Source organism: Paludibaculum fermentans (genome assembly GCF_015277775.1).
Lineage (GTDB): Bacteria > Acidobacteriota > Terriglobia > Bryobacterales > Bryobacteraceae > Paludibaculum > Paludibaculum fermentans.
This window is the reverse complement of the sequence record NZ_CP063849.1, coordinates 6,914,748-6,938,803: the sequence shown is the minus strand read 5'-3', so window position 1 is coordinate 6,938,803 and position 24,056 is coordinate 6,914,748. Positions and strand designations below refer to the sequence as shown.

General features: G+C 63.5%; 21 protein-coding genes and 1 tRNA gene. 10 read left to right on the top strand and 12 right to left on the bottom strand.

Features of this window, described 5'->3' with window-relative positions; all coding sequences use genetic code 11:
• Nucleotides 1–2 precede the first annotated feature (2 nt).
• From IRI77_RS27360 to IRI77_RS27330, 7 genes are all read right to left on the bottom strand, one after another.
• Nucleotides 3–917 (bottom strand): type IV pilus biogenesis protein PilM, encoded by a 915-nt coding sequence (locus tag IRI77_RS27360; RefSeq protein WP_194448160.1) that lies wholly within the window; start codon nucleotides 915–917, stop codon nucleotides 3–5.
• A complete protein-coding gene (locus IRI77_RS27355; RefSeq protein WP_194448159.1) occupies nucleotides 918–2,540 on the bottom strand; it encodes a GspE/PulE family protein in 1,623 nt (540 codons plus the stop codon).
• Nucleotides 2,541–2,550: 10 nt separating this feature from the next.
• Entirely contained in the window at nucleotides 2,551–3,762 is a 1,212-nt protein-coding gene (locus IRI77_RS27350; protein WP_194448158.1) for a type II secretion system F family protein, read from the bottom strand.
• Between the two features lie 2 nt (nucleotides 3,763–3,764).
• Nucleotides 3,765–4,367, bottom strand: coding sequence for an outer membrane lipoprotein chaperone LolA (gene lolA, locus IRI77_RS27345; protein WP_194448157.1), 603 nt, complete (start codon nucleotides 4,365–4,367; stop codon nucleotides 3,765–3,767).
• 233 nt (nucleotides 4,368–4,600) lie between these two features.
• Nucleotides 4,601–4,972 (bottom strand): PEP-CTERM sorting domain-containing protein, encoded by a 372-nt coding sequence (locus tag IRI77_RS27340; protein ID WP_194448156.1) that lies wholly within the window; start codon nucleotides 4,970–4,972, stop codon nucleotides 4,601–4,603.
• 134 nt (nucleotides 4,973–5,106) lie between these two features.
• Complete coding sequence (gene pdxH, locus IRI77_RS27335) at nucleotides 5,107–5,757, bottom strand: pyridoxamine 5'-phosphate oxidase (RefSeq protein WP_228486342.1); 651 nt, start codon at nucleotides 5,755–5,757, stop codon at nucleotides 5,107–5,109.
• Nucleotides 5,750–6,667 (bottom strand): small ribosomal subunit Rsm22 family protein, encoded by a 918-nt coding sequence (locus tag IRI77_RS27330; RefSeq protein ID WP_194448155.1) that lies wholly within the window; start codon nucleotides 6,665–6,667, stop codon nucleotides 5,750–5,752. Before IRI77_RS27330 ends, pdxH begins: the two co-directional genes overlap by 8 nt.
• 77 nt (nucleotides 6,668–6,744) lie before the next feature.
• Between IRI77_RS27330 and IRI77_RS27325 the strand changes: the two genes are divergently transcribed.
• The 8 genes from IRI77_RS27325 (at nucleotide 6,745) to IRI77_RS27290 (ending at nucleotide 16,052) form a co-directional block, all read left to right on the top strand.
• Nucleotides 6,745–6,990, top strand: coding sequence for a hypothetical protein (locus IRI77_RS27325; protein WP_194448154.1), 246 nt, complete (start codon nucleotides 6,745–6,747; stop codon nucleotides 6,988–6,990).
• An 83-nt stretch (nucleotides 6,991–7,073) separates the two neighbouring features.
• Nucleotides 7,074–7,745 (top strand): phosphoribosylformylglycinamidine synthase subunit PurQ, encoded by a 672-nt coding sequence (purQ, locus tag IRI77_RS27320; RefSeq protein ID WP_194448153.1) that lies wholly within the window; start codon nucleotides 7,074–7,076, stop codon nucleotides 7,743–7,745.
• 8 nt (nucleotides 7,746–7,753) lie between these two features.
• Nucleotides 7,754–9,994, top strand: a complete 2,241-nt coding sequence (gene purL / locus IRI77_RS27315; RefSeq protein WP_194448152.1) for a phosphoribosylformylglycinamidine synthase subunit PurL — start codon at nucleotides 7,754–7,756, stop codon at nucleotides 9,992–9,994.
• Nucleotides 9,975–11,408 carry an amidophosphoribosyltransferase gene (purF, locus tag IRI77_RS27310; protein WP_194448151.1) on the top strand — a complete coding sequence of 478 codons (1,434 nt, stop codon included), beginning with the start codon at nucleotides 9,975–9,977 and terminating at the stop codon, nucleotides 11,406–11,408. Before purL ends, purF begins: the two co-directional genes overlap by 20 nt.
• A gap of 6 nt (nucleotides 11,409–11,414) precedes the next feature.
• Entirely contained in the window at nucleotides 11,415–12,590 is a 1,176-nt protein-coding gene (locus IRI77_RS27305) for a pyridoxal phosphate-dependent aminotransferase (RefSeq protein WP_194448150.1), read from the top strand.
• A 110-nt stretch (nucleotides 12,591–12,700) separates the two neighbouring features.
• On the top strand, nucleotides 12,701–14,557 hold the full coding sequence (locus IRI77_RS27300) for a 2-oxoacid:acceptor oxidoreductase subunit alpha (protein ID WP_194448149.1): 1,857 nt from the start codon (nucleotides 12,701–12,703) through the stop codon (nucleotides 14,555–14,557).
• Nucleotides 14,554–15,594, top strand: coding sequence for a 2-oxoacid:ferredoxin oxidoreductase subunit beta (locus IRI77_RS27295; RefSeq protein WP_194448148.1), 1,041 nt, complete (start codon nucleotides 14,554–14,556; stop codon nucleotides 15,592–15,594). Before IRI77_RS27300 ends, IRI77_RS27295 begins: the two co-directional genes overlap by 4 nt.
• A 2-nt stretch (nucleotides 15,595–15,596) precedes the next feature.
• Nucleotides 15,597–16,052: a CBS domain-containing protein gene (locus tag IRI77_RS27290; protein WP_194448147.1), complete on the top strand. Its 456-nt coding sequence runs from the start codon at nucleotides 15,597–15,599 to the stop codon at nucleotides 16,050–16,052.
• 102 nt (nucleotides 16,053–16,154) lie between these two features.
• On the opposite strand, the gene mutM is transcribed toward IRI77_RS27290, so the two are convergent.
• From mutM to IRI77_RS27270, 4 genes are read right to left on the bottom strand one after another with little or no spacing between them, the layout of a single operon-like run.
• Nucleotides 16,155–16,946, bottom strand: a complete 792-nt coding sequence (gene mutM / locus IRI77_RS27285; protein ID WP_194448146.1) for a bifunctional DNA-formamidopyrimidine glycosylase/DNA-(apurinic or apyrimidinic site) lyase — start codon at nucleotides 16,944–16,946, stop codon at nucleotides 16,155–16,157.
• Nucleotides 16,939–17,235 (bottom strand): Rieske (2Fe-2S) protein, encoded by a 297-nt coding sequence (locus IRI77_RS27280; RefSeq protein ID WP_194448145.1) that lies wholly within the window; start codon nucleotides 17,233–17,235, stop codon nucleotides 16,939–16,941. Before IRI77_RS27280 ends, mutM begins: the two co-directional genes overlap by 8 nt.
• A gap of 54 nt (nucleotides 17,236–17,289) precedes the next feature.
• A complete protein-coding gene (locus IRI77_RS27275) occupies nucleotides 17,290–18,870 on the bottom strand; it encodes a rhamnogalacturonidase (RefSeq protein ID WP_194448144.1) in 1,581 nt (526 codons plus the stop codon).
• A 9-nt stretch (nucleotides 18,871–18,879) separates the two neighbouring features.
• Nucleotides 18,880–19,641, bottom strand: a complete 762-nt coding sequence (locus IRI77_RS27270) for an SEC-C domain-containing protein (RefSeq protein ID WP_194448143.1) — start codon at nucleotides 19,639–19,641, stop codon at nucleotides 18,880–18,882.
• A 237-nt stretch (nucleotides 19,642–19,878) separates the two neighbouring features.
• On the opposite strand from IRI77_RS27270, the gene IRI77_RS27265 reads away from it, so the two are divergent.
• Nucleotides 19,879–19,954: transfer RNA gene (locus IRI77_RS27265), tRNA-Thr, on the top strand.
• A gap of 358 nt (nucleotides 19,955–20,312) precedes the next feature.
• Here the strand turns inward: IRI77_RS27265 and IRI77_RS27260 are convergent.
• Complete coding sequence (locus tag IRI77_RS27260; protein ID WP_194448142.1) at nucleotides 20,313–21,539, bottom strand: MFS transporter; 1,227 nt, start codon at nucleotides 21,537–21,539, stop codon at nucleotides 20,313–20,315.
• Nucleotides 21,540–22,302: 763 nt separating this feature from the next.
• Here IRI77_RS27260 and IRI77_RS27250 point away from each other — a divergent pair.
• Nucleotides 22,303–23,901 (top strand): family 43 glycosylhydrolase, encoded by a 1,599-nt coding sequence (locus IRI77_RS27250; protein ID WP_194448141.1) that lies wholly within the window; start codon nucleotides 22,303–22,305, stop codon nucleotides 23,899–23,901.
• Nucleotides 23,902–24,056 lie beyond the last annotated feature (155 nt).

Below are 24,056 nucleotides of genomic sequence, written 5' to 3'. Positions count from 1 at the left end.
GCTTAAAGGGCCTCCATCGTTTCGAGGTAGCCATGCAGGCCCGCGTTGTTGGCGCCGGGGGTGCCAAAGCGGGAGCGCAGCGAGCTGACCGGCAATCCGAACTCATCGCTCCAGTGCTGGAGCAGGTCTCCATTCTCGCGCGCCACGCCGCACTGCCGCAGGACCTTGGGGCGGGCGCCGAGCTCGTCCTCGGAATAAGCGAAAGTGGTGGCCAGCACATCGGTGGCCTCCTGCTCGCTGCCGCCGTGGAGTTGGACGCAACGGAACATCCGCAGGACACGGCCTTCCAGCAGGCTCAGGGCCAGGACGTCGCCGCACAGTTTCGCAACCACGACCGGCGAGGCGTGCTCATCCCCGTCTTCGCCAGGCAGGGCCAGCGCGGAGAGCGCCGACAGGGTGACAAAACCGCACTGGAAGCCGGCGGCTCGGAAGGGCGCCTCGAGGTGGGAAGCCACCTCCATGTTGATGACGGCCACGACGACGTCGACTTTCTTGACGGTGCCAGTGCGCTGTTGGGGGTAGCAGACGACGATGGCGCTTTCGATATCGAAGGGCACCACACGTTTGACGCGGAAGCGGGCGAGCTGGAGCTGTTCCTGGGGATCGCTGGGAAAGGTGTCGAAGTCGACGACGGCGACGCGGGCACAGTAGTCGGGCAGGATCAGCGCGGCGCGGCGTTGTTTCGCCTTGCCGGAGGGATCGGCCACGAGGTTGCGGACCGCGGCTTCGTAGACGCCCGGCTCCCGCACGTTGTTCTCGAGGGGCGAGACGACGATGGCGCCCGGCATCAGGGGCGCCCACTCGATGCTGGCGTGGTGCGCGGGCCGCGTCCAGGCGATGCCGGCGCCGGAAACTTCAAACACGAAGTCAGCCGGCGAATCGGAGACGAAGGCTCGGACTTTGGACAAAATACTCATCTATCCCTCAATGAAGGTCACCTTGTTGATCTCGCGCAGGGTGGTGACGCCGAATTTCACCTTCTGGATGGCGGACTCGCGGAGGAACATCATGCCTTCCTCCTTGGCCTGGCGTTTGATCTCGGTGGCGGGACGCTTCTCCAGGATCAGCTCACGGATCTTCTCGCTGAGGTCCAGCAGTTCATGAATGGCGCTGCGGCCGCGGAAGCCGGTGCCGCCGCATTCGAAGCAGCCGTTGCCCTCATACATGGGGACGTCGCGCCATTCGTTCGGATCCAGGCCGCTCTCCACCAGGAAGGCGTCGTCGTATTGCACCCGTTTCTTGCAGTGCTCGCAAATGACGCGCACCAGGCGCTGGGCCAGGATGCAGTTCAGGGCGGAGACGAAGTTGTAGGCCTCGACGCCCATGTTGAGGAAGCGGCCCAGCACGTCGAGCACGTTGTTGGCGTGGACGGTGGTGAAGACGAGGTGGCCGGTGAGGGCGGCGTTGATGGCGATCTGGGCGGTCTCCTGGTCGCGGATTTCGCCCACCATCACCTTGTCGGGATCGTGGCGCAGGATGCTGCGCAGGCCGCGGGCGAACGTGAGGCCCTTCTTGTCATTGACCGGGATCTGCGTGATGCCCTTGAGCTGGTATTCGACCGGGTCCTCAATGGTGATGATCTTGTCTTCGTCGTTCTTGATCTCGCTGAGCGCGGCGTAAAGCGTGGTCGTCTTGCCGGAACCGGTAGGGCCGGTGACGAGCACCATGCCGTAAGGCTCCTTGATGAAGCGCCGGAAGCGGTTGATGTCGGCCTCGGAGAAGCCCACGACATCGAGGCTGAGCTTGGCGAACTTCTCGCTCATCGACTCCTTGTCGAGGACGCGGAGCACCGCGTCTTCGCCGTGGATCGTCGGCATGATGGAGACGCGGAAGTCAATCAGGCGGCCCTTGTAGCGCACGCGGAAGCGGCCGTCCTGGGGGATGCGGCGTTCGGCGATGTCGAGCTCAGACATGACCTTGATGCGGCTGATGATGGTGCTGTGCCAGTCCTTCGCAATGGGCGGCATGGCGTAGTGCAGCACGCCGTCAATGCGGTATTTGATGGCCACTTCCTGGTCGCGGGTCTCGATGTGGATGTCCGACGCGCGGCGCTCCAGGGCGTTGAAGATGGTGGTGTCCACCAGCTTGATGACCGGGGCGATCTCGCTGTCCTGGGCCGTGAGCTTCTCGATGGAGAGCGTCTCGTCGGCGTTCTCGTCGTCGCCCACGACGTCGAGGGCGAAGCCTTCCGTGATCTCTTCGAGGACGCGCTGGGATTGTTCCGTCTTCTTGAGCAGGTCAGCGATTTGGGAAAGGGTGGCTACCTTGACGCGCAGCTTCTTCTTCAGCAGGATCGAGAGCTCGTCGATCAGGTTCAGGTGGCGCGGGTCGGCCAGGGCGATGGCGAGGTTGCCGTCGGAAGCTTCCAGCGGCACGAAGTTGTAGCGGAACATCAGGTCGACGGGAATCGACTTGAAGAGATCATTGTCGATCTTGGCGGCCTTGAGGTCGACGAATTCGCAGCGGTAGCGTAGCGCGAGCTGACGCGCCTGCTCGGCTTCGCGTTCGGGATCGATACTTCTGAGAACGTCTGTCGCCATGGGTTTTGCCTCAGCCGAAGGAGTCTGCCAGAGAGAAGATGGGCAGGTAGAGAGAGACCAGTACGAAGGCCACAAAGCAGCCCATGAAGATCATGATGGCCGGCTCGATCAGGGACAACGACGCCTGCATACGGGTGTTGACGTCATCCTCGTAGAACTCGGCCACGCTGTTGAGCATGGCGGGCAGGGCGCCGGTGGATTCGCCCACCTCGATCATGTCGATGGCCAGCGGGGGCACGATGCCGGTGGACGCCAGGGCGCCCGAGAGCGGCTGGCCTTCCTTGACCATTTTCTGCGCTTTGGCGAGGGCACGCCTGAGCAGCGGGCTGCCGACGGACTGGGCCGCGGTTTCCATGCCCTGGACGAGCGGGATGCCGCCGGTGAGCAGGGTGGAAAGCAGCCGGGCGAGCTGCGCTACCTGGTATTTGCTCCAGATTTCACCCAGGATGGGCGTTCGCATCTTGACCTTGTCGGACGCAGCCTTGCCCTGTTCCGTGCGCAAGTAGAAGCGCAGGCCGACGATCGCCCCGACCACGCCAATGGCGGCCACCACGATATAGTTTTCGGCGGCCGAACCCACGGCCATCAGGAAGCGGGTGGGGCCCGGCAGTTGGGCATTCGTCGTGGCGTAGAGCGAAGCGAAGCGCGGCACGACGAAGGTGATGAGGAAGATCACCAGCAGGATGACCAGCGTGATCAGGATGGAGGGGTAGAGCAGCGAAAGGATGATCTTCTTGCGCACGGCCAGCGCCAGCCGCTGGTAGTTCACATAGCGCTCGAGGACTTCGCCCAGCGCGCCGGATTTCTCGCCCGCCATGATGGACGTGGTGTAGATGGCGGGAAAGACCTCCTGGCGCTTGAAGGCGTCGGAGAGCATGGAGCCCTTTTTCACGTCGTCGCGGATGTCGCGCACGATGGGGCTCAGCTTGGGGTCGGTCAGGCGGTCGCCCAGCAGATCCAGGCACTTGAGGATGGGCAGGCCGGCGCGGAACAGCGTGACGAACTGCTGGTTGAAGATGAGGAACTTCTCGACGTCGAGTTTCTTGGAGCGGCCCCTCAGTCCGGCCGAGAGGCCACCCAGGGCGGAGCGCGGCTTGACGGAGTAGACGAGGTAGCCCTGCTGCGCCAGTTTGTCGCGGATCTCCTGCTCGCTGCCGGCTTCCATCACCTGCTGCTTGATCTCGCCGCGCGCGTCGGCGTATTTGAGGGCAAACTCGGGCATGGTTACTGGTTCGCCTCGACAATCTCCACGCCCTTGGGCGGGGTATAGCGGAACAGGGTATCGCTGAGGGCGGGGTTCAGGCGCTCAGCTGTGAACTGGAACTCCATGACGCTGGAGTCGACTCCGGTGACGACCAGGCGGCGGATGACATTCTGGGGCGTAACGGTGAATTCCACCTGGGTGTAGGGCAGCCGGTCTGTCTTCGCGTGGGCGACGATGTTGGTGTCTCCGGCGGCTTCCTTGAACTCGAACTGGCCGAAGTCGCGGCGGAAGTCGAGTTTGCCCAGCAGGAAAGCGAGCGGGGCGCGGAAGTCGTCTGCGTTCTTGAGTTGGCTGCGCTCGGCGCGGTTCTCGACAGGGGAGTAAAACCACAGCCACTTGCCGTCGCTGATGAAGAGCTTCCCGGCGGGGTTGGCGTACTGCCACCTCATGCGGCCGGGTTTGCGCAGCGAGAGGTCGCCGGTCTCGACACGCGTGGCGCGGCCCTGGGTCAGGTAGCGCTGTTCGAAGCGGACTTCGAGCGTGGCGGCGCGGTTGTAGCGCTGCTCGACGGACTTCAGCACTTCCTGCAGGTCGCGTCCCGAAGCCAGGACGCACGACAACATCAATAGGGAGAACACCCTCACACAAGGGATAGACGCCAAAGCCGCCACAGGTGTGCAGGGAAATCGAGCCTGTCCAACGCAAGGCGCTGGCCGGCGCGCGGGGCTAGCCTGGCTCATGTCCGTATCTGATTGTATTTGGAAGAGATGGACGGAGGTGTTGGCAGAGCCTCCCTTCGACTATCGGGAGGCCCTCTCGTGGCTCGGCCGCGCCGGGCGGCAGCGCCGAGAGATCGTTATTTCCTGCGCCGCAGCCCGAAAACGATGGTCAGGCTCAGTCCCACCAAGGCGAGCGAGGCCGGCTCCGGCACGTCGGTCACGAGGGGAAAGATCCCCAACTCGGCCGGCTGGGCGGGGGCATTGAGGTCGCAACGCCCGCAGATGGGCAGGGGAGCGGCCGATTCCAGGGAGAACTCGTCCGCCATCAGGACCATCACCGGCTCAAACTCGGGCTTGGACAACATGGACTCAACCAACAGGTTTTTCAATGCCTTGGGCGCAGGGGGTTCGGCAAGGACCGCGGCCTGCAGCGACGCACCCGGCGGCGCCAGGACGCACACGGCCACGCAAATAGCGGGCAACCAGTGCTTGAAATGGAATTTGGGCATTTTCCTCCGTACGTGGCCAAAGGCCGAAGCGTCCCAACAGTGTTGGAACGTAGGACTTACAGAGTACCGTTTGTTAGACCGGATCGTCAATGAAGAAATTATAATTTTCCGGTTACAGCGAGGGGCGCATGAAGCTATGGCGAAAGCCGGACGATGCTCCAGGCGGTGGCTTCGCCGGTGTACAGGATGCGGTCGTGAAGCCGGTTGCGCCGGCCCTGCCAAAACTCGAAGGAGGCGGGGCAGACGCGGTATCCGCCCCAGTCGTCCGGCCTGGGGATATCTCCATCCGAATGAAGCGCTTGTAGGGACTCGACGCGCTGCTTCAGCCAGGCTCGGCCAGGGATGACCTGGCTTTGCGGCGAGGCTGCGGCCCCGAGGCGGGCCAGCGGAGGGCGCACGGCGAAGTAGTCGTCGGACTCCCGGGCGCTGACGCGCTCGACCGGGCCCGTGACTCTGACCTGGCGCTCGAGTTCGGCCCAGTAGAACGTCAGGGCGGCGCGGGGATTCTGCTCCAACTCGAGCCCTTTGCTACTGCTGTAGTTGGTAAAGAAGACGAAGCCGCGCGGGTCGAAGCCCTTCAGCAGCACCATGCGGCAACTGGGCACGCCTTCGCGGGTGGCGGTAGCCAGGGCCATGGCGTTGGGTTCCTTGAGGTTGCTGGCCAGCGCCTGGTCCAGCCAGGTGCGGAACTGCTGGAACGGATCGGGATGGACGGTGCGCTCGTCGAGATCCTGGCCGGCGTAGTCGACGCGCAGCCGGGCGAGTTCCGCACTCAAGTCAGGCATTGCTTAAAGTCTCCCAGGGATCGCCCCAGTCCGCCTTGCGGGCCTGTTTCCAGTTGAGCTTGTCCCGCTTTTTGATGCGCGCCTGCTGGAGTCCGGTGGATTGAGTGCAGAGCGAAAGCTCAATGAGGTGCGGATGGGTGTCGGGATGGCGGACGACCCGGGCTTCGGCCGGCTTCACCGGATCTTTCAATACGAGAATGTATGAGAATTTCTCGTCCTCGTAGTTGAGGGAGCCGCCCTTGGCGATGCGGTGTTCGCGGGTGCGTTCGACGCGGACGGCGAAGTGACACCAGTCGCCGGCCGGCACCGGGCAGGCTTCGGGATGGGGGCAGGGTCCCTGGATATGGGCTCCGGCGGCGAGGAGCTGGGTACGCGCGGCTTTGACGATTTCGAAGCCGGGTTTGGTGCCGGGCTCCAGGATGAGCAGCGCGCGTTTGGCGAGGGTCCAGGCCTCGGCGATGAGTCGTTGGCGGTCGCGTTCACTCAACTCATTCAGGGCGTAGCAGATGGTGACGAGGTCGTGGGGTTCGAGGGAGGCGGGCAGGCGCCGCAGGTCGGCTTCGATCCAGCGGGCTTCGACGAAGTTCTGCCAGCCGGGGTTCTGCTCGACCAGGGTGATGGGACACTCGGCCAGCCAGGCGGCGGTGCCGGGCCCGGCGCCGAGGTCGAGCCACGATTCCGGCTGGAACGGGAGTTCCCGAAGAGAGGCGGAAAGGGCGCCGGAAGTAGCGGGCAGGCGGGTGACGATATAGGCCGCGCGGGCTACGGCGGAGTCGAGCCGGGCGGGCAGGCCGGCGCGGTAGGCGATGGAGAGCGCCTGGGCGGCCGAGGCCAGATCCGATCCTTTGAAATCAGAGGCTTCTAGCTGAATGGCTTCACGCAGAGCTTGAGGAATACTGGCTGTTAACATGGCTGGGAAAGGGGGTTACTCGACACAAAAGGGTCCGGTTTGCTATGCTACTAATGTCGAGGTTCCCCCAACAAACTATGGCAGCTAAACCCGCCTTCGCGACTGGAGCTCAGGTGGAGCACCCCAAGTTCGGTCCCGGCAGCGTCATGACTTGCACTGACCAGCATATCGTGATCAAGTTCGACGAGTCGGGCGAACGCAAGTTCGTGCTCGAAATCGCTCTACCCTCCATCAAGAAGATCGACCGCCAGCCGCCCGCCGACAAGAAGCGTGCGAGCAAGAAAAAGGCCGCCGCCGCAGCACCCGCGGCCGCCGCGAACTAACCAGCCGCATTAAATTTGCGCTCCTTGCGAGCGACGGCTCTGTTATGAAGTCCGAGGCTCTGTTAAACTGAGTTTTCCCTTCGATGAAATTCGGCGTCGTCGTCTTCCCCGGCAGCAATTGTGATCACGACGCCTGGTACGCCGCGAGCCATAATCTCGGCCACCAGGCAGAGTATCTGTGGCATAGCGACACAGAGCTTAAGGGTTCCGATTGCATCATCCTCCCTGGTGGGTTTTCCTACGGGGACTATCTACGTTGCGGCGCTATCGCGAAGTTTTCGCCCATCATGGCCGCTGTCAAGCGGTTTGCGGCCGACGGCGGCCTGGTGATGGGTATCTGCAACGGATTCCAGATCCTCACTGAGTCGGGTTTGCTGCCCGGCGCCCTGGTCCGCAACCGCGGGCTGAAGTTCATCTGCAAGCCGGTGCGCCTGGTACCCGGCACCCTCAATTCCCCCTTCACCAACAGCCTGGAACTGAACAAAGAAGTCACCTTCCCCATCGCGCATGGCGAAGGCTGCTTCACCGCTGACGCGCATACGCTGGACGAGTTGGAAGCCGAAGATCGCATCGCCTTCCGTTACGTGGAGAATCCCAACGGATCTCAACGCGACATCGCCGGCATCCTCAATGCACAACGCAATGTTCTAGGCCTCATGCCTCACCCGGAACGGGCTACGGAAACGCTGATGGGTTCGACGGACGGACTCGGCGTATTCCACTCGTTAGTCAACGCCTTCGCCACTCACAAATAACTACTCCAATGAGCCAGATCACCCCGGAAGTCGTCGCGGCGCATTCCATCACCCCCGACGAATACCAGCGGATCATTGCCATTCTCGGACGCGAGCCCAATCTCACCGAACTCGGCATATTCAGCGTGATGTGGAGCGAGCACTGCTCCTATAAGAGTTCGCGAGTGCACCTGAAGAAGCTGCCGACGCGGTCGAAGCTGGTGGTGTGCGGGCCGGGCGAAAACGCCGGCATCCTCAACATCGGGCCGGACGCGGAAGGGCACAACTGGTGCATCGCCTATAAGATCGAGTCGCACAACCACCCCAGCTTCATCGAGCCCTTCCAGGGCGCGGCGACCGGCGTGGGCGGCATTCTTCGCGATATCTTCACCATGGGCGCAAGGCCCATCGCCGTGATGGACGCGCTGCGCTTCGGATCGCTGGACGATGTCGAAAACGGCGTCCGCAACCGGCACATCCTGGAAGGCGTGGTTTCGGGCATCGCGCACTACGGCAACTGCTTCGGCGTGCCGACGGTGGGCGGCGAGACGGTGTTTGAACCGAGCTATGCGGGCAATCCCCTGGTGAACGTGTTCGCGCTGGGCGTGTTCCGCGAAGACCAGATCTTCTACGGCAAGGCGGCGGGCATCGGGAATCCGGTGATCTACGTCGGGGCGAAGACCGGGCGGGACGGCATCCACGGCGCCACCATGGCGTCTGGCGAATTCACGGAAGACAGCATGCAGAAGCGGCCCAACGTTCAGGTGGGCGATCCGTTCATGGAGAAGCTGCTGCTGGAAGCGTGCCTGGAAGCGATGCAGACGGGCGCCATCGCGGGCATCCAGGACATGGGCGCCGCCGGCCTCACCTGCTCCACCTGCGAAATGGGCAGCCGCGCCGGTACGGGCATCGAGATCGACCTGGCCTGCGTGCCGCAGCGCGAGACGGGCATGACTCCGTACGAGATCATGCTGTCGGAGTCGCAGGAGCGCATGCTGCTGGTGGCCTATAAGGGCCGCGAGAACGAAGTCCTGGACGTCTTCAAGAAGTGGGGCCTGGACGCGCGCATCGTCGGCGAAGTCAAAGACGACGGCATGATGCGGGTGAAGAATCACGGCGAAGTGGTGGCGGAGATTCCGTCGCGCCCGCTGGCCGACGAGGCTCCCCTGTATAACCGTCCGTTTACGAAGCCGCTGCGGAATGTGCCGATGGAGGCGCCCGCGTTTGCTTCCGCTGATTTGAATGCGGATCTGCTGGGGCTGGCCGGCTCGATGGATCTGTGCGACAAACGCTGGATCTGGGAGCAGTACGACTACACGGTCCGGACGAATACGGTCCAGGGTCCGGGCGGCGACGCGGCGATTGTCCGGGTGAAGGAAAACGGAACGTCGATTGCGATGTCGCTGGACGGCAACGGGCGGTATACGTTCCTGGATCCGAGGGAAGGCGCCAAGCTGATGGTGGCCGAGTGCTGCCGCAACCTGGCCTGCGTGGGCGCGCAACCGATCGGCGCGACCAACAACCTGAACTTCGGCAATCCGGAACGGCCCGAGATCATGGCTCAACTCGTTGAAGCCATTGAGGGCATGGCCGATGCCTGTACGTTCTTCGAGACGCCCATCACGGGCGGCAACGTCAGCCTGTACAACGAGACGCTGGGCGATCCCATCTTCCCGTCGCCGGTGCTGGGCATTGTCGGCCTGATGAAGACCGAGATGCCGACGCGGATCTCGTTCCTGAACGCTGATCGCGCTATCTACCTGGTTGGCGGCATCGGGGCGGCCGACGAAGTGCGTATGGGTGGAACCCAATACGCGAAACAGATCGTCAAAGAACTGTGGGGGCTGCCGCCGGCCCTCGACATGGAGTTTGAGAAGCGCGTCCACACCGTGGTGAGGACCGTTGTCGCGGGTGGGCTGGCCGAGTCGGCTCACGATCTGAGTGACGGCGGGCTGGCCTGGGGTTTGGCGGAATCGACATTTGGGAATGGCATCGGCGCAGAGATCGAGCTCGACAGCGAGCTGCGGCCGGAGCTGCTGCTGTTCCACGAAGGACCGTCGCGGGTTTTGATTTCCACCGCCGACGGAGCCGCCTTGGAGCGCATTGCCGCGGAGCACGGCGTTCCAGTTCTGAAGATTGGTAGTACCGCGGAGAACAAGCTGGTCATCCGCAACCGTGGAGCAGTACTGATTGAAACCCCCGTTCGCGCACTGCGCGAACGTTGGGCGACCGCTCTGGAGGCCCTGCTGCATGACGACGTTCGAGTTTGACGAACCCTTCGATAAACTTCACGAAGAGTGCGGCATCTTCGCCGTCTACGGCCATCCGGAGGCCGGGAATCTCGCGCACCTGGGCCTGCATGCGTTGCAGCATCGCGGCCAGGAGAGCGCCGGCATCGCCACCAGCGACGGCAAGGAGATCTTCTGCCACAAGTCCATGGGGCATGTGGCTGAAATCTTCACGGCCGGCATCCTGAACGGGCTGCCGGGCCACTCCGCCATTGGTCACACGCGCTACTCCACCGCCGGCGACACGGCGATCCTGAACGCACAGCCCTTCTCGGTGACCTGCAACAAAGGCAGCATCGCGGTGGCGCACAACGGCAACCTGACGAACGCCGCCGAGCTGCGCAAGGAATTGGAAGACCACGGGTCGATTTTCCAGGCCACCAGCGACACTGAGGTAATTCTGCACCTGGTGGCGCGCAGCGGCCAGAAGACGCTGCCGGCCGCGCTGCGGGAAGCGCTGCTGATGATCGAAGGCGCCTTCTCGCTGGTGTTTCTGGCCAAGGATTGTGTGATTGTCGCGCGGGACCCCTACGGTTTCCGCCCGCTGGCCATCGGCCGCATGAACCTGAGCTCCGGCCCGGTGTACGTCTTCGCTTCGGAGACCTGCGCGTTCGACCTGATCGATGCGCACTACATCGGCGACGTCGAGCCGGGCGAGATGGTGATCATCGGGCCCAACGGCATGCAGCGCGAGTTCTACACCGTGCCGCAGCGGCGGGCGCAGTGCGTATTCGAGCATGTCTACTTCTCCAGGCCCGATTCGCTGGTCTTCGGCCGCAGCGTGCAGCATTCGCGCGAGATGATGGGTCGGCTGCTGGCCCAGCAGATGCCGGTGGATGCCGATATCGTGGTGCCGATCCCGGACTCCGGCGTAGCCGCCGCGCTGGGCTATTCGCACGCGTCCGGCATTCCGTTCCGCCACGGCCTGATCCGCAACCACTATGTGGGCCGCACGTTCATTGAGCCGTCGCAGGCGATCCGTGACTTCGGCGTGCGCCTGAAGCTGAATCCGGTGCGGGAACTGCTGAAGGGCAAGAGCGTCGTCCTGGTGGACGATTCGCTGGTCCGCGGCACCACTTCGCAAAAGATTGTCCGCATGGTGCGGAACGCGGGCGCACGGGAAGTGCACGTGCGCATCTCGTGCCCGCCGACGCTGTCGCCCTGCTTCTACGGAGTGGATACGCCGACGAAGCGGGAGCTGATCGCCGCCAACCAGACGGTGGACGAGATCCGCGAGTTCATTGGTTCGGACACGCTGGATTACCTGTCGCTGGAGAACCTGGGCAAGGCCGTGGTGGATGACGATCAGCGTTTCTGCTACGCGTGCTACACCGGCAACTACCCCACCGACCTGGTGAATATTGAAGAGCTGATGGTCGCCCGCCCGAATCACTAAGAGCCCATGCCGGAAGTCGCCTCGTCCGCGCTCGCTGTTCCGCACTCGCGGATTCGTGAAATCGCCGATATCGCCATGGGTATGGGCGATGGGGTACTGCGGCTCTACTTCGGCGAATCCAACCTGCCGACGCCCGATTTCCTAAAGCGCGCCGCACAGAAGGCGATGGCCGACGGGTTCACCTACTACACCGAGAACGCCGGGCTGCCTTCGACGCGCCGCATGCTGGCGCGCTACTACGAGGACAAGCACAAGGTCGCAATCGACCCGACGTCTGAGATTGTGGTGACGGCCTCCGGCGTCCAGGCTCTGCACCTGGGCATCCGCTGCGTGCTGAATCCGGGCGATGAAGCCATCGTCCTGACGCCCGCCTGGCAGAACCAGATGTCGATCGCGGAGATGTGCAACGCGACGGCGAAGATGGTGGCGCTGCGCTGCGAGAGCGGCCGGTATCGGGTGGACTTCGACGCGCTGGAAGCCGCGGTGAGCCCGCGGACGCGGCTGCTGGTGTATACGTCCCCGTCGAATCCGCTGGGTTGGGTGGCCAGTGTCGAGGAGCAGCAGAAGCTGCTCGATTTCGCGCGGCGTCACAACCTGTGGCTGCTGGCGGACGAAGTGTATGAGCGGCTGTGGTATCCCGCTGACGGGACGCTGGGCAAGCCGGTGCCGTCGATTCTGCGGTTGTGCACACGAGAGGATGCGGTGCTGGTGGTGCAGTCGTTCTCGAAGAGCTACTGCATGACGGGCTGGCGCGTGGGTTGGCTTGTGGCTCGCAAGGATCTGGCCGGCCGGGCGACGAAGCTGAACGAGTTCATGGTGTCGTGCGCGCCGGCGTTTGCGCAGCGAGCGTCGGAGACGGCGCTGGAGTGGGGCGACGATACAGTCCGCAAGATGCTGGCGCTGTACAAGTCGAACCGCGATTTCTGCCTGCAGGCGTTGCGCAAAGTGAAGGGCGTGACGGTGCCCGAGGCGGAGGGCGCGTTCTATCTTTTCCCTCGCATCGACGGCATGAAGGACTCATTCGAGTTCTGCAAGCGGCTGCTGCTGGACATGAACGTCGGGCTGGCACCGGGCGTAGCGTTTGGCGAAGGCGGCGAGGGTTCGATCCGCATCTGCTACGCGGTGGACCGGCCGATTCTGGAAGAAGCGATGAGCCGCCTGGTCTCCGTACTGCGGAGTTAGGCCCCGGCAGTCGCCCTCCACCTTATTCCGCATTGGCGGATCCTGCCCCTGGATCTTGAGACATTCGTCGCCTATAATCAACCCACCTAAGGTAAGGAGGCAGGCGAAGGATGCATGCCAGCCCTGTTGCCCCGTCCATGTCGGCGGAGCAGTCCGGTCCGTTGCCCAGTGAGCAGCGCGTGGTGAACGACTTCAGTATTCAGGTCGGCACCGTGAACGGCTCGGGCAGCCAAACCGCCAACAATGTGTTGATGCGTTCCATCTTCCAGATGGGCGTGCCCGTTTCGGGCAAAAACCTCTTCCCTTCCAACATCGCCGGGTTGCCCACGTGGTTTACGATCCGCGCCAGCAAGCAGGGGTACATTGGGCGAAAGAAGGAGATCGACTTCCTGGTCGCGATGAATCCGGAGACGGCTCGCGAGGATGTCATGAGCCTGGCTCCGGGGACGGCGGCGGTCTATGACGCTCCGCTGAACCTGAACGAGCTGCGCGATGACATCCACTTCTATCCGGTGCCCTTCGACAAGCTGGTGGCTCCGGTGTGTCCCGAAGCCAAGCTGCGCAAGCTGGTGCGGAACATGATCTATGACGGCGTGGTGGCGCACCTGCTGGGCATCGATCTGGAAGAGATGCGCAAGGCGCTCTACAAGCAGTTTGGAGAAAAGAAGAAGAAGGCGGCGGAGCTCAACTGGGGCGCGGTGCTAGCCGGGCGCGACTACGCGGAAAAGAACCTGGTCAAGACCGATCCCTACTGGGTGGAGCCGATGGACAAGACGGCGGGCAAGCTGATCCTCGACGGCAATACCGCCGCGGCGCTGGGCTGCCTGTTCGCCGGTGTCACGGTGCTGACGTGGTATCCAATTACTCCGTCGTCCTCGCTGGCGGAAGCCCTGATCAGCTACCTGGGCCGGTTCCGGCACGACGAAGAGACGAAGAAGGCCACCTATGCGGTGGTGCAGGCGGAGGACGAGCTGGCCTCGATCGGCATGGCGATTGGCGCAGGCTGGGCGGGTGCGCGGTCGATGACGTGCACGTCGGGCCCGGGCGTGTCGCTGATGTCGGAGTTCATCGGGCTGGCGTACTTCGCGGAGATCCCGGTGGTGGTGGTGGATGTGCAGCGGGTGGGGCCGTCGACCGGGCTGCCGACGCGCACGATGCAGGGCGACATCCTGAACAATGCGCTGCTGTCGCATGGGGACACGCATCATCCTGTGCTGTTCCCGTCGTCGCCGGAAGAGTGCTTCACGATGGCGCAGGAGGCGTTCGACCTGGCGGAGCAGTTCCAGACTCCGGTGTTCATGAACATGGACCTGGACCTGGGCATGAACAATTGGATGTCGGAGGCGTTCCCTTACCCGGAGAAACCGCTGGTGCGCGGCAAGGTGCTGGATGCGGAGGCGCTGCGGCAGTTGGGCGGCTTCGCCCGGTACAAGGACGTGGATGGAGACGGGATCCCGTACCGCACGCTGCCGGGTACGAATCACGCGGCGGCGGCGTATTTCACACGCGGCACGGGCCACAACGAGAAGGCCGGGTATAGCGAGCGCGAGGACGACTGGATCCACAACATGGACCGGTTGAACCGTAAGTTCGAGAACATGCGGACGCAGGTGCCGGCCCCGGACGTGCACTACATGGAAGGTGCGAGGGTGGGCCTGGTGTGCTGCGGGACGTCGCGATATGCAGTGCGCGAGAGCCGGGACCAACTGTCGCGGGAGCGCGGGATGAATCCGAGCTGGCTGCGGCTGCGCGCGTATCCGTTCAGCAAAGAGCTGGAGGAGTTCATCGACCGGCACGAGCGCGTCTATGTGGTGGACCAGAACCGGGACGCTCAACTGCTGATGCTGATGCGCATGGAGATGACTCCGGAGCGCATTGGGAAACTGCGGAGCGTGCGGTATTACGGCGGGCTGCCGCTGGATGCGCGCACGGTGACAGACGAGATCGTCCGGCAGGAGGGGTTATGAGTACAACTCCGGCACCACCGCGAAAGACGAACCGGATCGGGTTGGACGTATTGCCGTACCGCGGCGGCAGGACGACGCTATGCGCGGGCTGCGGGCACAACTCGATTACAGAGCGGCTGATTGAAGCGTATTACGAGATGGGCGTGGAGCCCTGGCGGGTGGCGAAGATGTCGGGGATCGGGTGTTCGTCGAAGACCCCGGCGTATTTCCTGAGCCAGTCGCACGGGTTCAATGCGGTGCATGGGCGGGCTCCGGCGGTGGCGACCGGCGCGCTGCTGGGGAATCACACGCTGCAGTGCGTAGTGATCAGCGGCGACGGGGATACGGCGTCGATCGGCATCGGGCAGTTCATGCACATGCTGCGGCGCAATGTTCCGTTGACGTACATCATCGAGAACAACGGCGTATACGGGTTGACGAAGGGGCAGTTCTCGGCGACGGCCGACGTGGGGTCGAAGCTGAAGACGGGCATCGTGAACGAGATGCATCCGATTGACTGTTGCCTGATGGGAATCGAGCTGGGGGCGACGCTGGTAGCGAGGTCGTTCTCGGGCGATAAACGGCAGTTGAGCGCAATTCTGAAAGCAGCGATCGCGCACAACGGGCTGTCGGTGATCGATGTGATTTCGCCCTGCGTGACGTTCAACGATCACGTGGGGTCGACGAAGTCGTATGCGTGGATGAAGGATCACGAAGAGCCGCTGCACGAGTTGGATTTCGTGCCGGGCTTCTCGGAGATCGAAGTGGAGCTAGAGGAAGGCGAGTCGCGTGTGGTGGTATTGCACGACGGCTCGCGGGTGCTGTTACACAAGCTGGAGCACGACTACGACCCGACGAACCGCTTCCACGCCGTGGAGGTACTGCATGAGGCCACACGGCGGCAGGAGGTTCTGACGGGCATCATCTACCTGGACAACAAACGCGCCAACTTCACCGAGACGCTGGACATGGTGGATGTACCGCTGGCGACATTGCCAATGGAACGGGTGCGGCCGACGAGACAAGTGCTGGAACAGATCATCGAGGAGTTTCGCTAGTCATGAAGCCAACCGCGAAAATCGGGTCTCTCTTGGGAGCCAAGGGCTCCGCCATCTGGGCGGTGGAGCCGAAAGCGACTGTATACGACGCCATCGCCATGATGGCTGAAAGAGGCGTGGGCGCACTGCTGGTGATGCACGAAGGGCGCCTGGCCGGGATCGTCAGCGAGCGCGACTACACGCGCAAGGTGATCCTCAAGGGACGCTCCTCCAAAGAGGAACTGGTGGAAGAGATCATGACAGCCAATGTGACGACGGCTACACCGGAGCATACGGTGGAGGGGGCGATGCGGCTGATGACGGAGCGGCGGATCCGCCACTTGCCGATCCTCGAAGGCGAGAGAGTGGTGGGCGTTGTTTCGATCGGCGACCTGGTGAAGTGGACGATCTCCGCGCAGGAGGAGACGATCGCGCACCTGACGAACTACATTTCGGGGGGGTACGGGGTGGCCTCGTAGGCCCCGGGGGGTGGGGGACGTTCCCGCCCTGTCCACTCTTCGGGCATCGTTGAATGCCGCTGCAGATTCGATTTTGGGACAGGGGATGAACGTCCCCACGCGCTAGCGCTTCTGGCAGGCCGGGCAGAAGTGCGTGCCGCGCTGGCCGACTACGATGCGGTGGATGGGTTTGCCGCATTGGAGACAGGGTTCGCCTTCGCGGCCGTAGACACGATGGAAGCGCTGGAAGCTGCCGGCGCGGCCTTCCGCGTCCACATAGTCAGAGATAGAGGATCCTCCCGCCGCTATCGCCTCTGCCAGCACTTCAATGATGGTGGCGTGGAGGAGTTGCGCGCGGCGGGCAGAGAGGCCGGAGGACTGCGCCAGCGGGTGAATGCCCGCGCGGTGGAGCGCTTCGTCCACATAGATGTTGCCCAGGCCGCCGATGAACTGCTGGTTGAGAAGCAGCGGTTTGACGTGTGCGCGGCGGGCGCGGAGGCGCTGGGCGAAGGCGGCGGGCTGGAGGTCGAAGGGTTCCGGACCCAGAGCCGCGACGTTGGCGGGGAGCTCGGGCGACCAGAGGAAGCGGCCGAACTGGCGGACGTCGTCGAAGATGAGTGTGCCGGGGTCGAGCGTCAGGATGGCGCGGGCAAAGGGTCCAGGGACGGCGTCGAAGAGGAGCTTGCCGGTCATGCGCAGGTGGACCGAGAGGAAGCCCTGGTCGAGGTCGAACACAAGATACTTGGCGGCGCGGCGGAGGTCCACGATGGTGCGGCCGGTGAGGCCGGCGGCCATGGCTTCGGGCTGATGTCCGGCGGCGTATGGGGAGAGGTAGCGGGCCTCGAGGATGCGGCGGCCGGCTACGCGCGGGCGCAGCGTGCGGACGATGGTCTCGACTTCGGGGAGTTCAGGCATCGACGAAGACGTCGTCTCCCTGGATGACGACGGGGTAGCGGGTCAGGGTGATGTCGGAGTTGTAGTCGAGGCAACCTTTGTCACAGCGGAACTCCCAGGCGTGCCAGGGGCAGACGATGCGGCCGTCGACGAAGTTGCCCTGCCAGAGGGGTCCGTTGCGATGGGGGCAGAGGCCGTCAAAGGCGTGCACGGTGCCCTGATCGTTGCAGATGACGAGATCCTTGCCGTCGATGGTGGCCGGGATCATGGTGCCCGGCGGGAGAGAAGTAAGCGTTGTTACGCGGACCAATGCCATTCCTCTTTATGGTGGCACGGCGGGCGGGTGCGGTCCTAGATTGCCTGGTTACTTCAGCTCCCTGGACTCGAGCTGATCGAAGCGTCCGTCGGGCGCAACAGAGGAGTCGCGCGTGACGAGGCCCCGAACGTCTTTCAACCGCATGCTGATGGCTCCGGCTGCTTTCTGGGCCTGGACGTGGTCGAGTTCGATGCCTGTGACGTCTTCGAGAACAAAGGCGGGCCGGGTGTCGTCCCTGGCGAAGGTCAGCCGGATGTGGTCCATTTCGATGCCTTTGGCGTGGCGGAGGAAAAAGCCGTAGGCGGGCAGGAGGCCGAACATGGAGGGCTCAGGGTATTCCTTCTCGCGCTCGGGCGTGGCGTAGGCTTCGCGCGGGGGGATTCCGCCCTGGGCCCGGAAGAAGAAGGTGTTGACGAGGTTGGCAGGCTGTTTGGCGGTGTCGTCGAGGGTGAGGCCGCCGCGGTAGTGGATGGTGATGTGGCTGAGCTTCACGTCCTCGATCTCGTGGCCGGGGATGCCGCTGAGGATGGAGCCGTAGCGGGGGTCGGCATCGGAGACGACGACGTTGGAGATGCTGACGCGGCGGATGGCGCCGACGGGGGTGCCTTCGGGGGCGCGCATGCGGGCTCCGAGGCGGAGGAAGATGGGCGCGTTGGAGACGTCGCGCATGGTGAGGTTGGAGACGGCGACATCCTCGATGCGGCTGCCGTCGACGGACTCGAGAGCGAGGCCGCGGGAGCGGTCGAAGACGATGTTGGAGATGGTGATGTTGCGGAAGTCGCCTTCTGACTCGGTGCCGAGTTTGATGCGGCCGGTGGGGCCGTCGCGATCGGGGGCGCGGGTGAGGGTGCGCTTGTTGGTGCCATCGAGCAGGGAACCGATGTCGTAGCCGGCGACCAGGCAGTTGGTGATGGTGACGTTTTCCGTGGGCTTGGCAGAGCCGAGGCCGTGAGAGGTCTTGAGGACGATGGCGTCGTCATTGGGCGAGTTGACGCTGCAGTTGGAGATGCGGACGTTGCGGCAGGAGTCGATGTCGAGGCCGTCGCGATTGGTGTCGATGCGGAGGTTGTCGATGGTGAGGTTTTCGACTCCGGTGGCGAGGACTCCGAAGTGGCCGCCGTTGAGGATCGAGAAGTCGCGCAGGGTGACGTTGCGGCAGAGCTTGAGGGCGATGGTCTTGTTGCCGCCCTGCTGGCGCTCGCCGCGGGTGAGGCCTTTGCCGTGGAGGAGTCCGGGGCCGGTGATGGCGATGTCTTCCAGCGACTCGCCCCAGATGAGCGAGTTGTGCCAGTGGCTGTGGCCGAAGTCCTGGAACTTGGTGGACTCGTTGGGCTCGGGCGGATCGAAGGCGGGTCCGTCGCTGGAGGCTTCGATGACGGAGCCGCTGTCGAGCTGGAGCGTGATGTGGCTCTTCAGGCGGATCGAGCCGGAGAGGTAGGTTCCGGCGGGTACGATGACAGTGCCGCCCCCGGCCGCGGCCGCGGCTTCGATGGCCTTGTTGATGGCGGGGCTGTCGAGGGTCTTGCCGTCGCCGGCGGCTCCGAAGTCCTTCACATTGAAGGTGGCGGCCTGGGTGGCCAGGGCGAGTAGCGCGAGGGCGAGCGGGCGGAGTCCGGAATGAAGGCGCATGGATGAGTCCTACTTTCGTGAAGGTCCGCTGATGGCTGGGGGTATCCTATCGCGTGCCGGGGTGGGTGTGGGCTGGCCGGCGGAGCCCAGTTGGGGCGGGGCGGTCTGGCCGCAGCAGCGTTTGTACTTGAGGCCGGAGCCGCAGGGGCACGGGGCGCTGCGCGGGGTGGCTGAGGGCTCGGAATTGGGTTCGTCCGTCAATTTCGGGGTTTCGAGGCGGGCGGGGCCGGTGGTTGGAGGGGCGGCCCGAAACAAGAGGGGGAGTTCGGTGACGGCGCGGTGGCGGTCTTTCCGGTCGCGATCGTGCTGGTAGCTGGACCAGCCGCGATAGGCGCGGTCGTATTGGGCCTGAAAGCGGGTTTCAAACTGGAGAAGTTGTGCGAACAGGCGGGATTCCCGGAGAAGTGTGTCGTGGGCGAGCACCTGCAGTTCGAGGCCGGCGGCCTGGGGGTGGGCGGCTCGAAGCTGGTCGATCTTGGAGGTGAGCAGGTGTTCCTGGTAGAGGCGGGCGCGGCGGAGGCGCCATTCGGCGTCGGCCATTTCGCGGACGTAGCGGAGCTCGGTGAGGTCGTCGGGGCCGAGGTGATGGACGAGTTCGTCGTGGAGGGCCTGGTATTCGGCGGGGTCATCGCCGGGGAGGAGCACGGACTGGGAGCGGAAGCCGTGACGGAGGTTGTTCTGGGCGGAGCGGGCCTTCCCGGCGAGGGAGGCGGGTCCGGTGGATAGCAAGGCGTTGGCCTGATTGGCGCTGACCTGAGCGGCGGAAGCCATAGGGCATCTCCTGGAAAAAGTAAAGGCCGGCGTAGTTGCCGGCCCGATTCCACAGTAGCTGGGTGGGGCAAGGGCGATTCGCCATTTCTTCTCATGGCGATGAAGAAACTAAAGGAGATAAATATCTGGAACGGTGGTGACTGGCTTTTGCTACGAATGTAGAAATAGGGGATAAGGGGGTGCGTGGGGCGATTTTGGCGCGTAGGGGGGAAGATGGTACACTATGGAAGAAAGCGGGCCACCCTAGCTCAGTTGGTAGAGCGGCTGATTCGTAATCAGCAGGTCGCCAGTTCGATCCTGGCGGGTGGCTCCAGTTGAATATTTACGGTTTACCGGCCCGCCATTGGCGGGCTTTGGTGTTTTTGGTGGCAGATTTGTCAGCAACCGATGGGAGTGGGGCGACGAACAAGCACCCTCGCTAAACTGAGTAGCATGTTCGCGAGGATTCTGACGAAGGTGCTGACGATCGCCGCATTGACCGAGTCGGCCTTCGCCCAGAACCCGTCCTCATATTATTTCGATTACAGTGCACTAGAAGTCCTCGCCCAGGACCCCTTGATCCGGCTGCCGGTTGTACCAAATCCGGGTCTCCCGCAGGAAGTTGAAGCGCGGCCGCTATACTCATTCGTGCGGGCGATGGAACAAAACTATCGTGGTCTCCGTGGGCGAGTTCATGGCGTGCATTGAGGCGCCTGATATTTGCGGAAGTCCGGTAGCGCCCACGTGATCAACGCCGAACCCAGCACGCAGAGGACTCCCCCGGCAACGACGGATGGCCCGAGGCCCAATAGGCGGGCAGCGAAGCCTGCTTCGGCATTGCCAAGATAGGGACCGCTGAGATAACTCACCATCTCAATTGCCGCAGTGCGTCCACGAAGGCGGGCAGGGATTGTCTGGTTCCACACGGTCATTCGGAAGATACCGCTGACCATGTCCGCGGCACCGGCCAGAGCAAGAAACAGCAAGGCCAGCCAGAGGTTGGCCGACAGGCCAAAGCCGACGATGGCGAGGCCCCAGAGAGCGGCTGCCCACGCGATGGCGAGGCCGTGGCGCCGGATGCGTGTGGCCCAACCGGAGGTGAGGCTCAGCACAAGCGCACCCGCTGGTCCGGCGGCGTAGAGCCAGCCCACGTTCTGAGCTCCGAACGCGTCTCCGAAGGCCGGGAACAGCGCGTTGGGCATGCCAAAGAACATGGCATTCATATCGATGAGATAGGTGCCCAGCAGATCCTTGCGCTGGAGGGCGTAGCGCCAGCCTTCGGCCAGAGTGTGCCAGGTGAGAGCGCCTTCCTCGCCGCCCCTAAATTCTTTGCGTGTCATTGCCAGGAGGGCTGCGATGCCGCAGAGGTAGGTGGCGGCGTCGATGCCAAAAGCGGCGGCGGGGCCGTAAGTGACTGCGATCCAGCCGGCTATGCCGGGGCCGAGGATGTGGGCGGCAGTGCCGCGGATTGAATTGAGCGCGCTGACGGCAGGCATCTCCTCTGAGCGGAAGAGTTGGGGCGTCATGGCTTCCATGGAGGGGCGATGGACGGAGTTGAGTGCAGCGAGCAAAGCTGCGGTGACAAATAGCAGCCACACGTGAGGTCGAGGCAGGAGCGCGTTCAGGGTGAGTCCGGCGATCGTGACGGCCATGAGCGATTCCGCCCCGAGGATGAGGTCGCGGCGGTTGAGGCGATCGGCGAGTGCGCCGCCGAGAAAGGCGACCAGGAGCATCGGCACGAATTCGGCGACGCCGAGCAATCCAACCATCGCGGTGGAACGGGTGAGCTGGTACATCTGGACGGGAAGTACGACGTAGGTCAATGCGGATCCGAAGCCCGAAATCAACTGCCCGACGTAGAGCAGGCGGAAATCGCGGGAGCGCTTTAGCGGAGAGAGGTCGGGAAGGAGATCGAGCATTGGTTGGCAGGACCCATTGTCGCGCGGAGGCTCGGTGCACGGCAGCTCACGCGACTGAATTGCGCGGGCAAGACCGTTGTGATTGACGCTGCGTCATGAAGTTATCCGTGCGTTCTGGGTTCTCCGAAGAGCTGAACCGGCTTGCTGTGCACGGCGAACGCCGGTGCAACTACCATCTGGAAGCCTCCGGGCGACACCCGAGCCGGGCACTCCGGCCAAATCACCCGGATCGGGAACAACCACCTTCCCAACTCGGCCCGGAAGCGGCGTGGGCAAGAGTACTGCACTGACCCCAGTTGGCTGACTATCCCGAACTCTCCGAAGATGGGAATCGCCTCCGGTCGTTTTGCAGTGAAACAAGGGTAGGTGAGCCACATGAAGAGATCGAGGACGGCCGGCGCGGCGGCCAGCAGTTTCACGGCTTCGAGATCGGTCGGGATCGGATGGGTCAGAATCTCCTGGTAGAGCTCGTCGCCAAGCCCGACGCGACCGAAGTTCCAAAACCCTGCAGGCAGTCGGTAGCATGCCTGCCAGAGGCAGTCACTGGACTACGGAAGCACCACTGGCAGCGCTTTCAGGAGACCCGCTGATAGGATAGCCGGGTGCAAGCCGCTCGCGCCACGAGCTTCATCGTCAAGTGCGTTTGACTCCGGCGCCGCACCGCGATAGACTCGCTGCTGGCCTGAATGCAAGCGCATGCAATCCCCCTGGTGGGTGCACCTAGTATCTCCGGGGTTGGCATTCTGGCTGGGAGTCTCGCCAAATGAGTTTTGATTCGGTCCTCCGTTCGGTAGCCGCCACTGGCGCATCCATTGTCCTTTGCGCCGTCTCGATGTGGGCCCAACCGGCCGCCCGGAAACCAGGCCCCGTCATTGGCAAGGCTCCCCGTTACATCAATCCCTTGCCCATCGAAGCATCATCCGGGGACGGTTCGCCGCAGGGAGTCAATCTCGGCGACGTCACCGTGGTGAAGTCACGGGATCTTTATTATTTCTTCGGCACCGGCGGCGGCGCCTGGGTATCGAAGAACCTCCTGGATTGGAAATACCAGGCGGTTGAGGTGCGCGGCGGCCGTTTACCGGTCGCCCCCCACGTGGTCGAGTACAACGGCGCCTTCTACATGTCCGGCAACGATGCGCCGCTCTACAAGGCCCCCGCCATTCTAGGCCCCTATGAAGTATTGGGACCCTGGAAGAACGAGAAAGGCGAACCGTGGACCGGCGTCTCGAACGGCAAGTCCTGGAAGGGCGCCTTCGACGTGGACATCTACATTGACGACGACAACAAGCCGTACCTCTACTTCCCCGGCAGGTCCACCGACGGCATCTACGTCGCCCCGCTCGACTCGAAGGACCTCACCCGTTTTGCCGCTGCACCCAAACACCTGTTTGGCTTCCAGTCCGAGCACGTCTGGGAAAGGTGGGGCGAGAACAATGAATACCTCTACACGGCCTGGATCGAAGGCCCCTGGGTTTTCAAGCGCAACGGTATCTACTATCTGGAATACAGCGCGTCCGGCACGCAGTGGATGAGCTACGCCAGCGGCGTCTACACGTCCAGGAGCCCGCTGGGGCCGTTCACGTACTCCCCGCGCAACCCGCTGCTGCGCAAGACCACCGGCATCGTCACCGGGCCCGGCCATGGCTGCGTGGTGAAGGGGCCGGACGGCAACTGGTGGGTCTTCTACACGATTGTGATGTCGAATCCTCCCGGAGGCCGCCGCCTGGGCATGGATCCGGTGGGCTTCGACGCCCAGGGCAACATGTACGTGCGGGCGGTGACCGAAACGCCACAATGGGCGCCCGGGGTGGTGGCCAATCCCGTGCGCGATGGCGACTCGGGTTCCATCCCGCTCACCGTCAACAAAATGCGCGCCATGAACCAGCATGGCAGTGCTTCCAGCCAGCGCCCGGGCCGCGATGCTGCCTACGCCGTGGATGGCACCAATGGCGCCTGGTGGGAGCCGGCCGAGGAGGACAAACAACCTTCCATCACGGTGGATCTCGGCTCCATCACCGAGTTTGAAGACCCGCAATATTTCTCCGTCGACTCCAGTCGAATCGAGTTTGGCACCGGCCCACGAGGCGGTTTCGGGCCGCGTGCAGCCGCGCCCGCGCTGGTGACGGGCAGCCCCGCGTTTCGCTACAGAATTGAGACATCCAAGGACGGCAAGACGTTCGACACCATCCTCGACAAGACCAACAATAGCGTCACCCGATACACGGAATTCGACGAACTCCCGCCCACGGTTTGCCGCTATGTCCGGCTGACCATCACGGACTGGCCCCACGTGGGCGCAACGCCATTGGGCGTCCTGGAATTCACCGTCTTCGGCAGAGCGGTGGAGAACGCCAAGCGCTAACGGGCATGGAAGGAGATTCGGCAGGATGAGGCTCAATCTCACGCATGCGCCGCGACATCCACGGCCGGTGGCTGACAGGGTGGCAATCGCTGCGCGATTCTGCCGTGAGGAACCACAGATGAAGGCCCCAAACGTCTACTGCCGAATCGGATTGT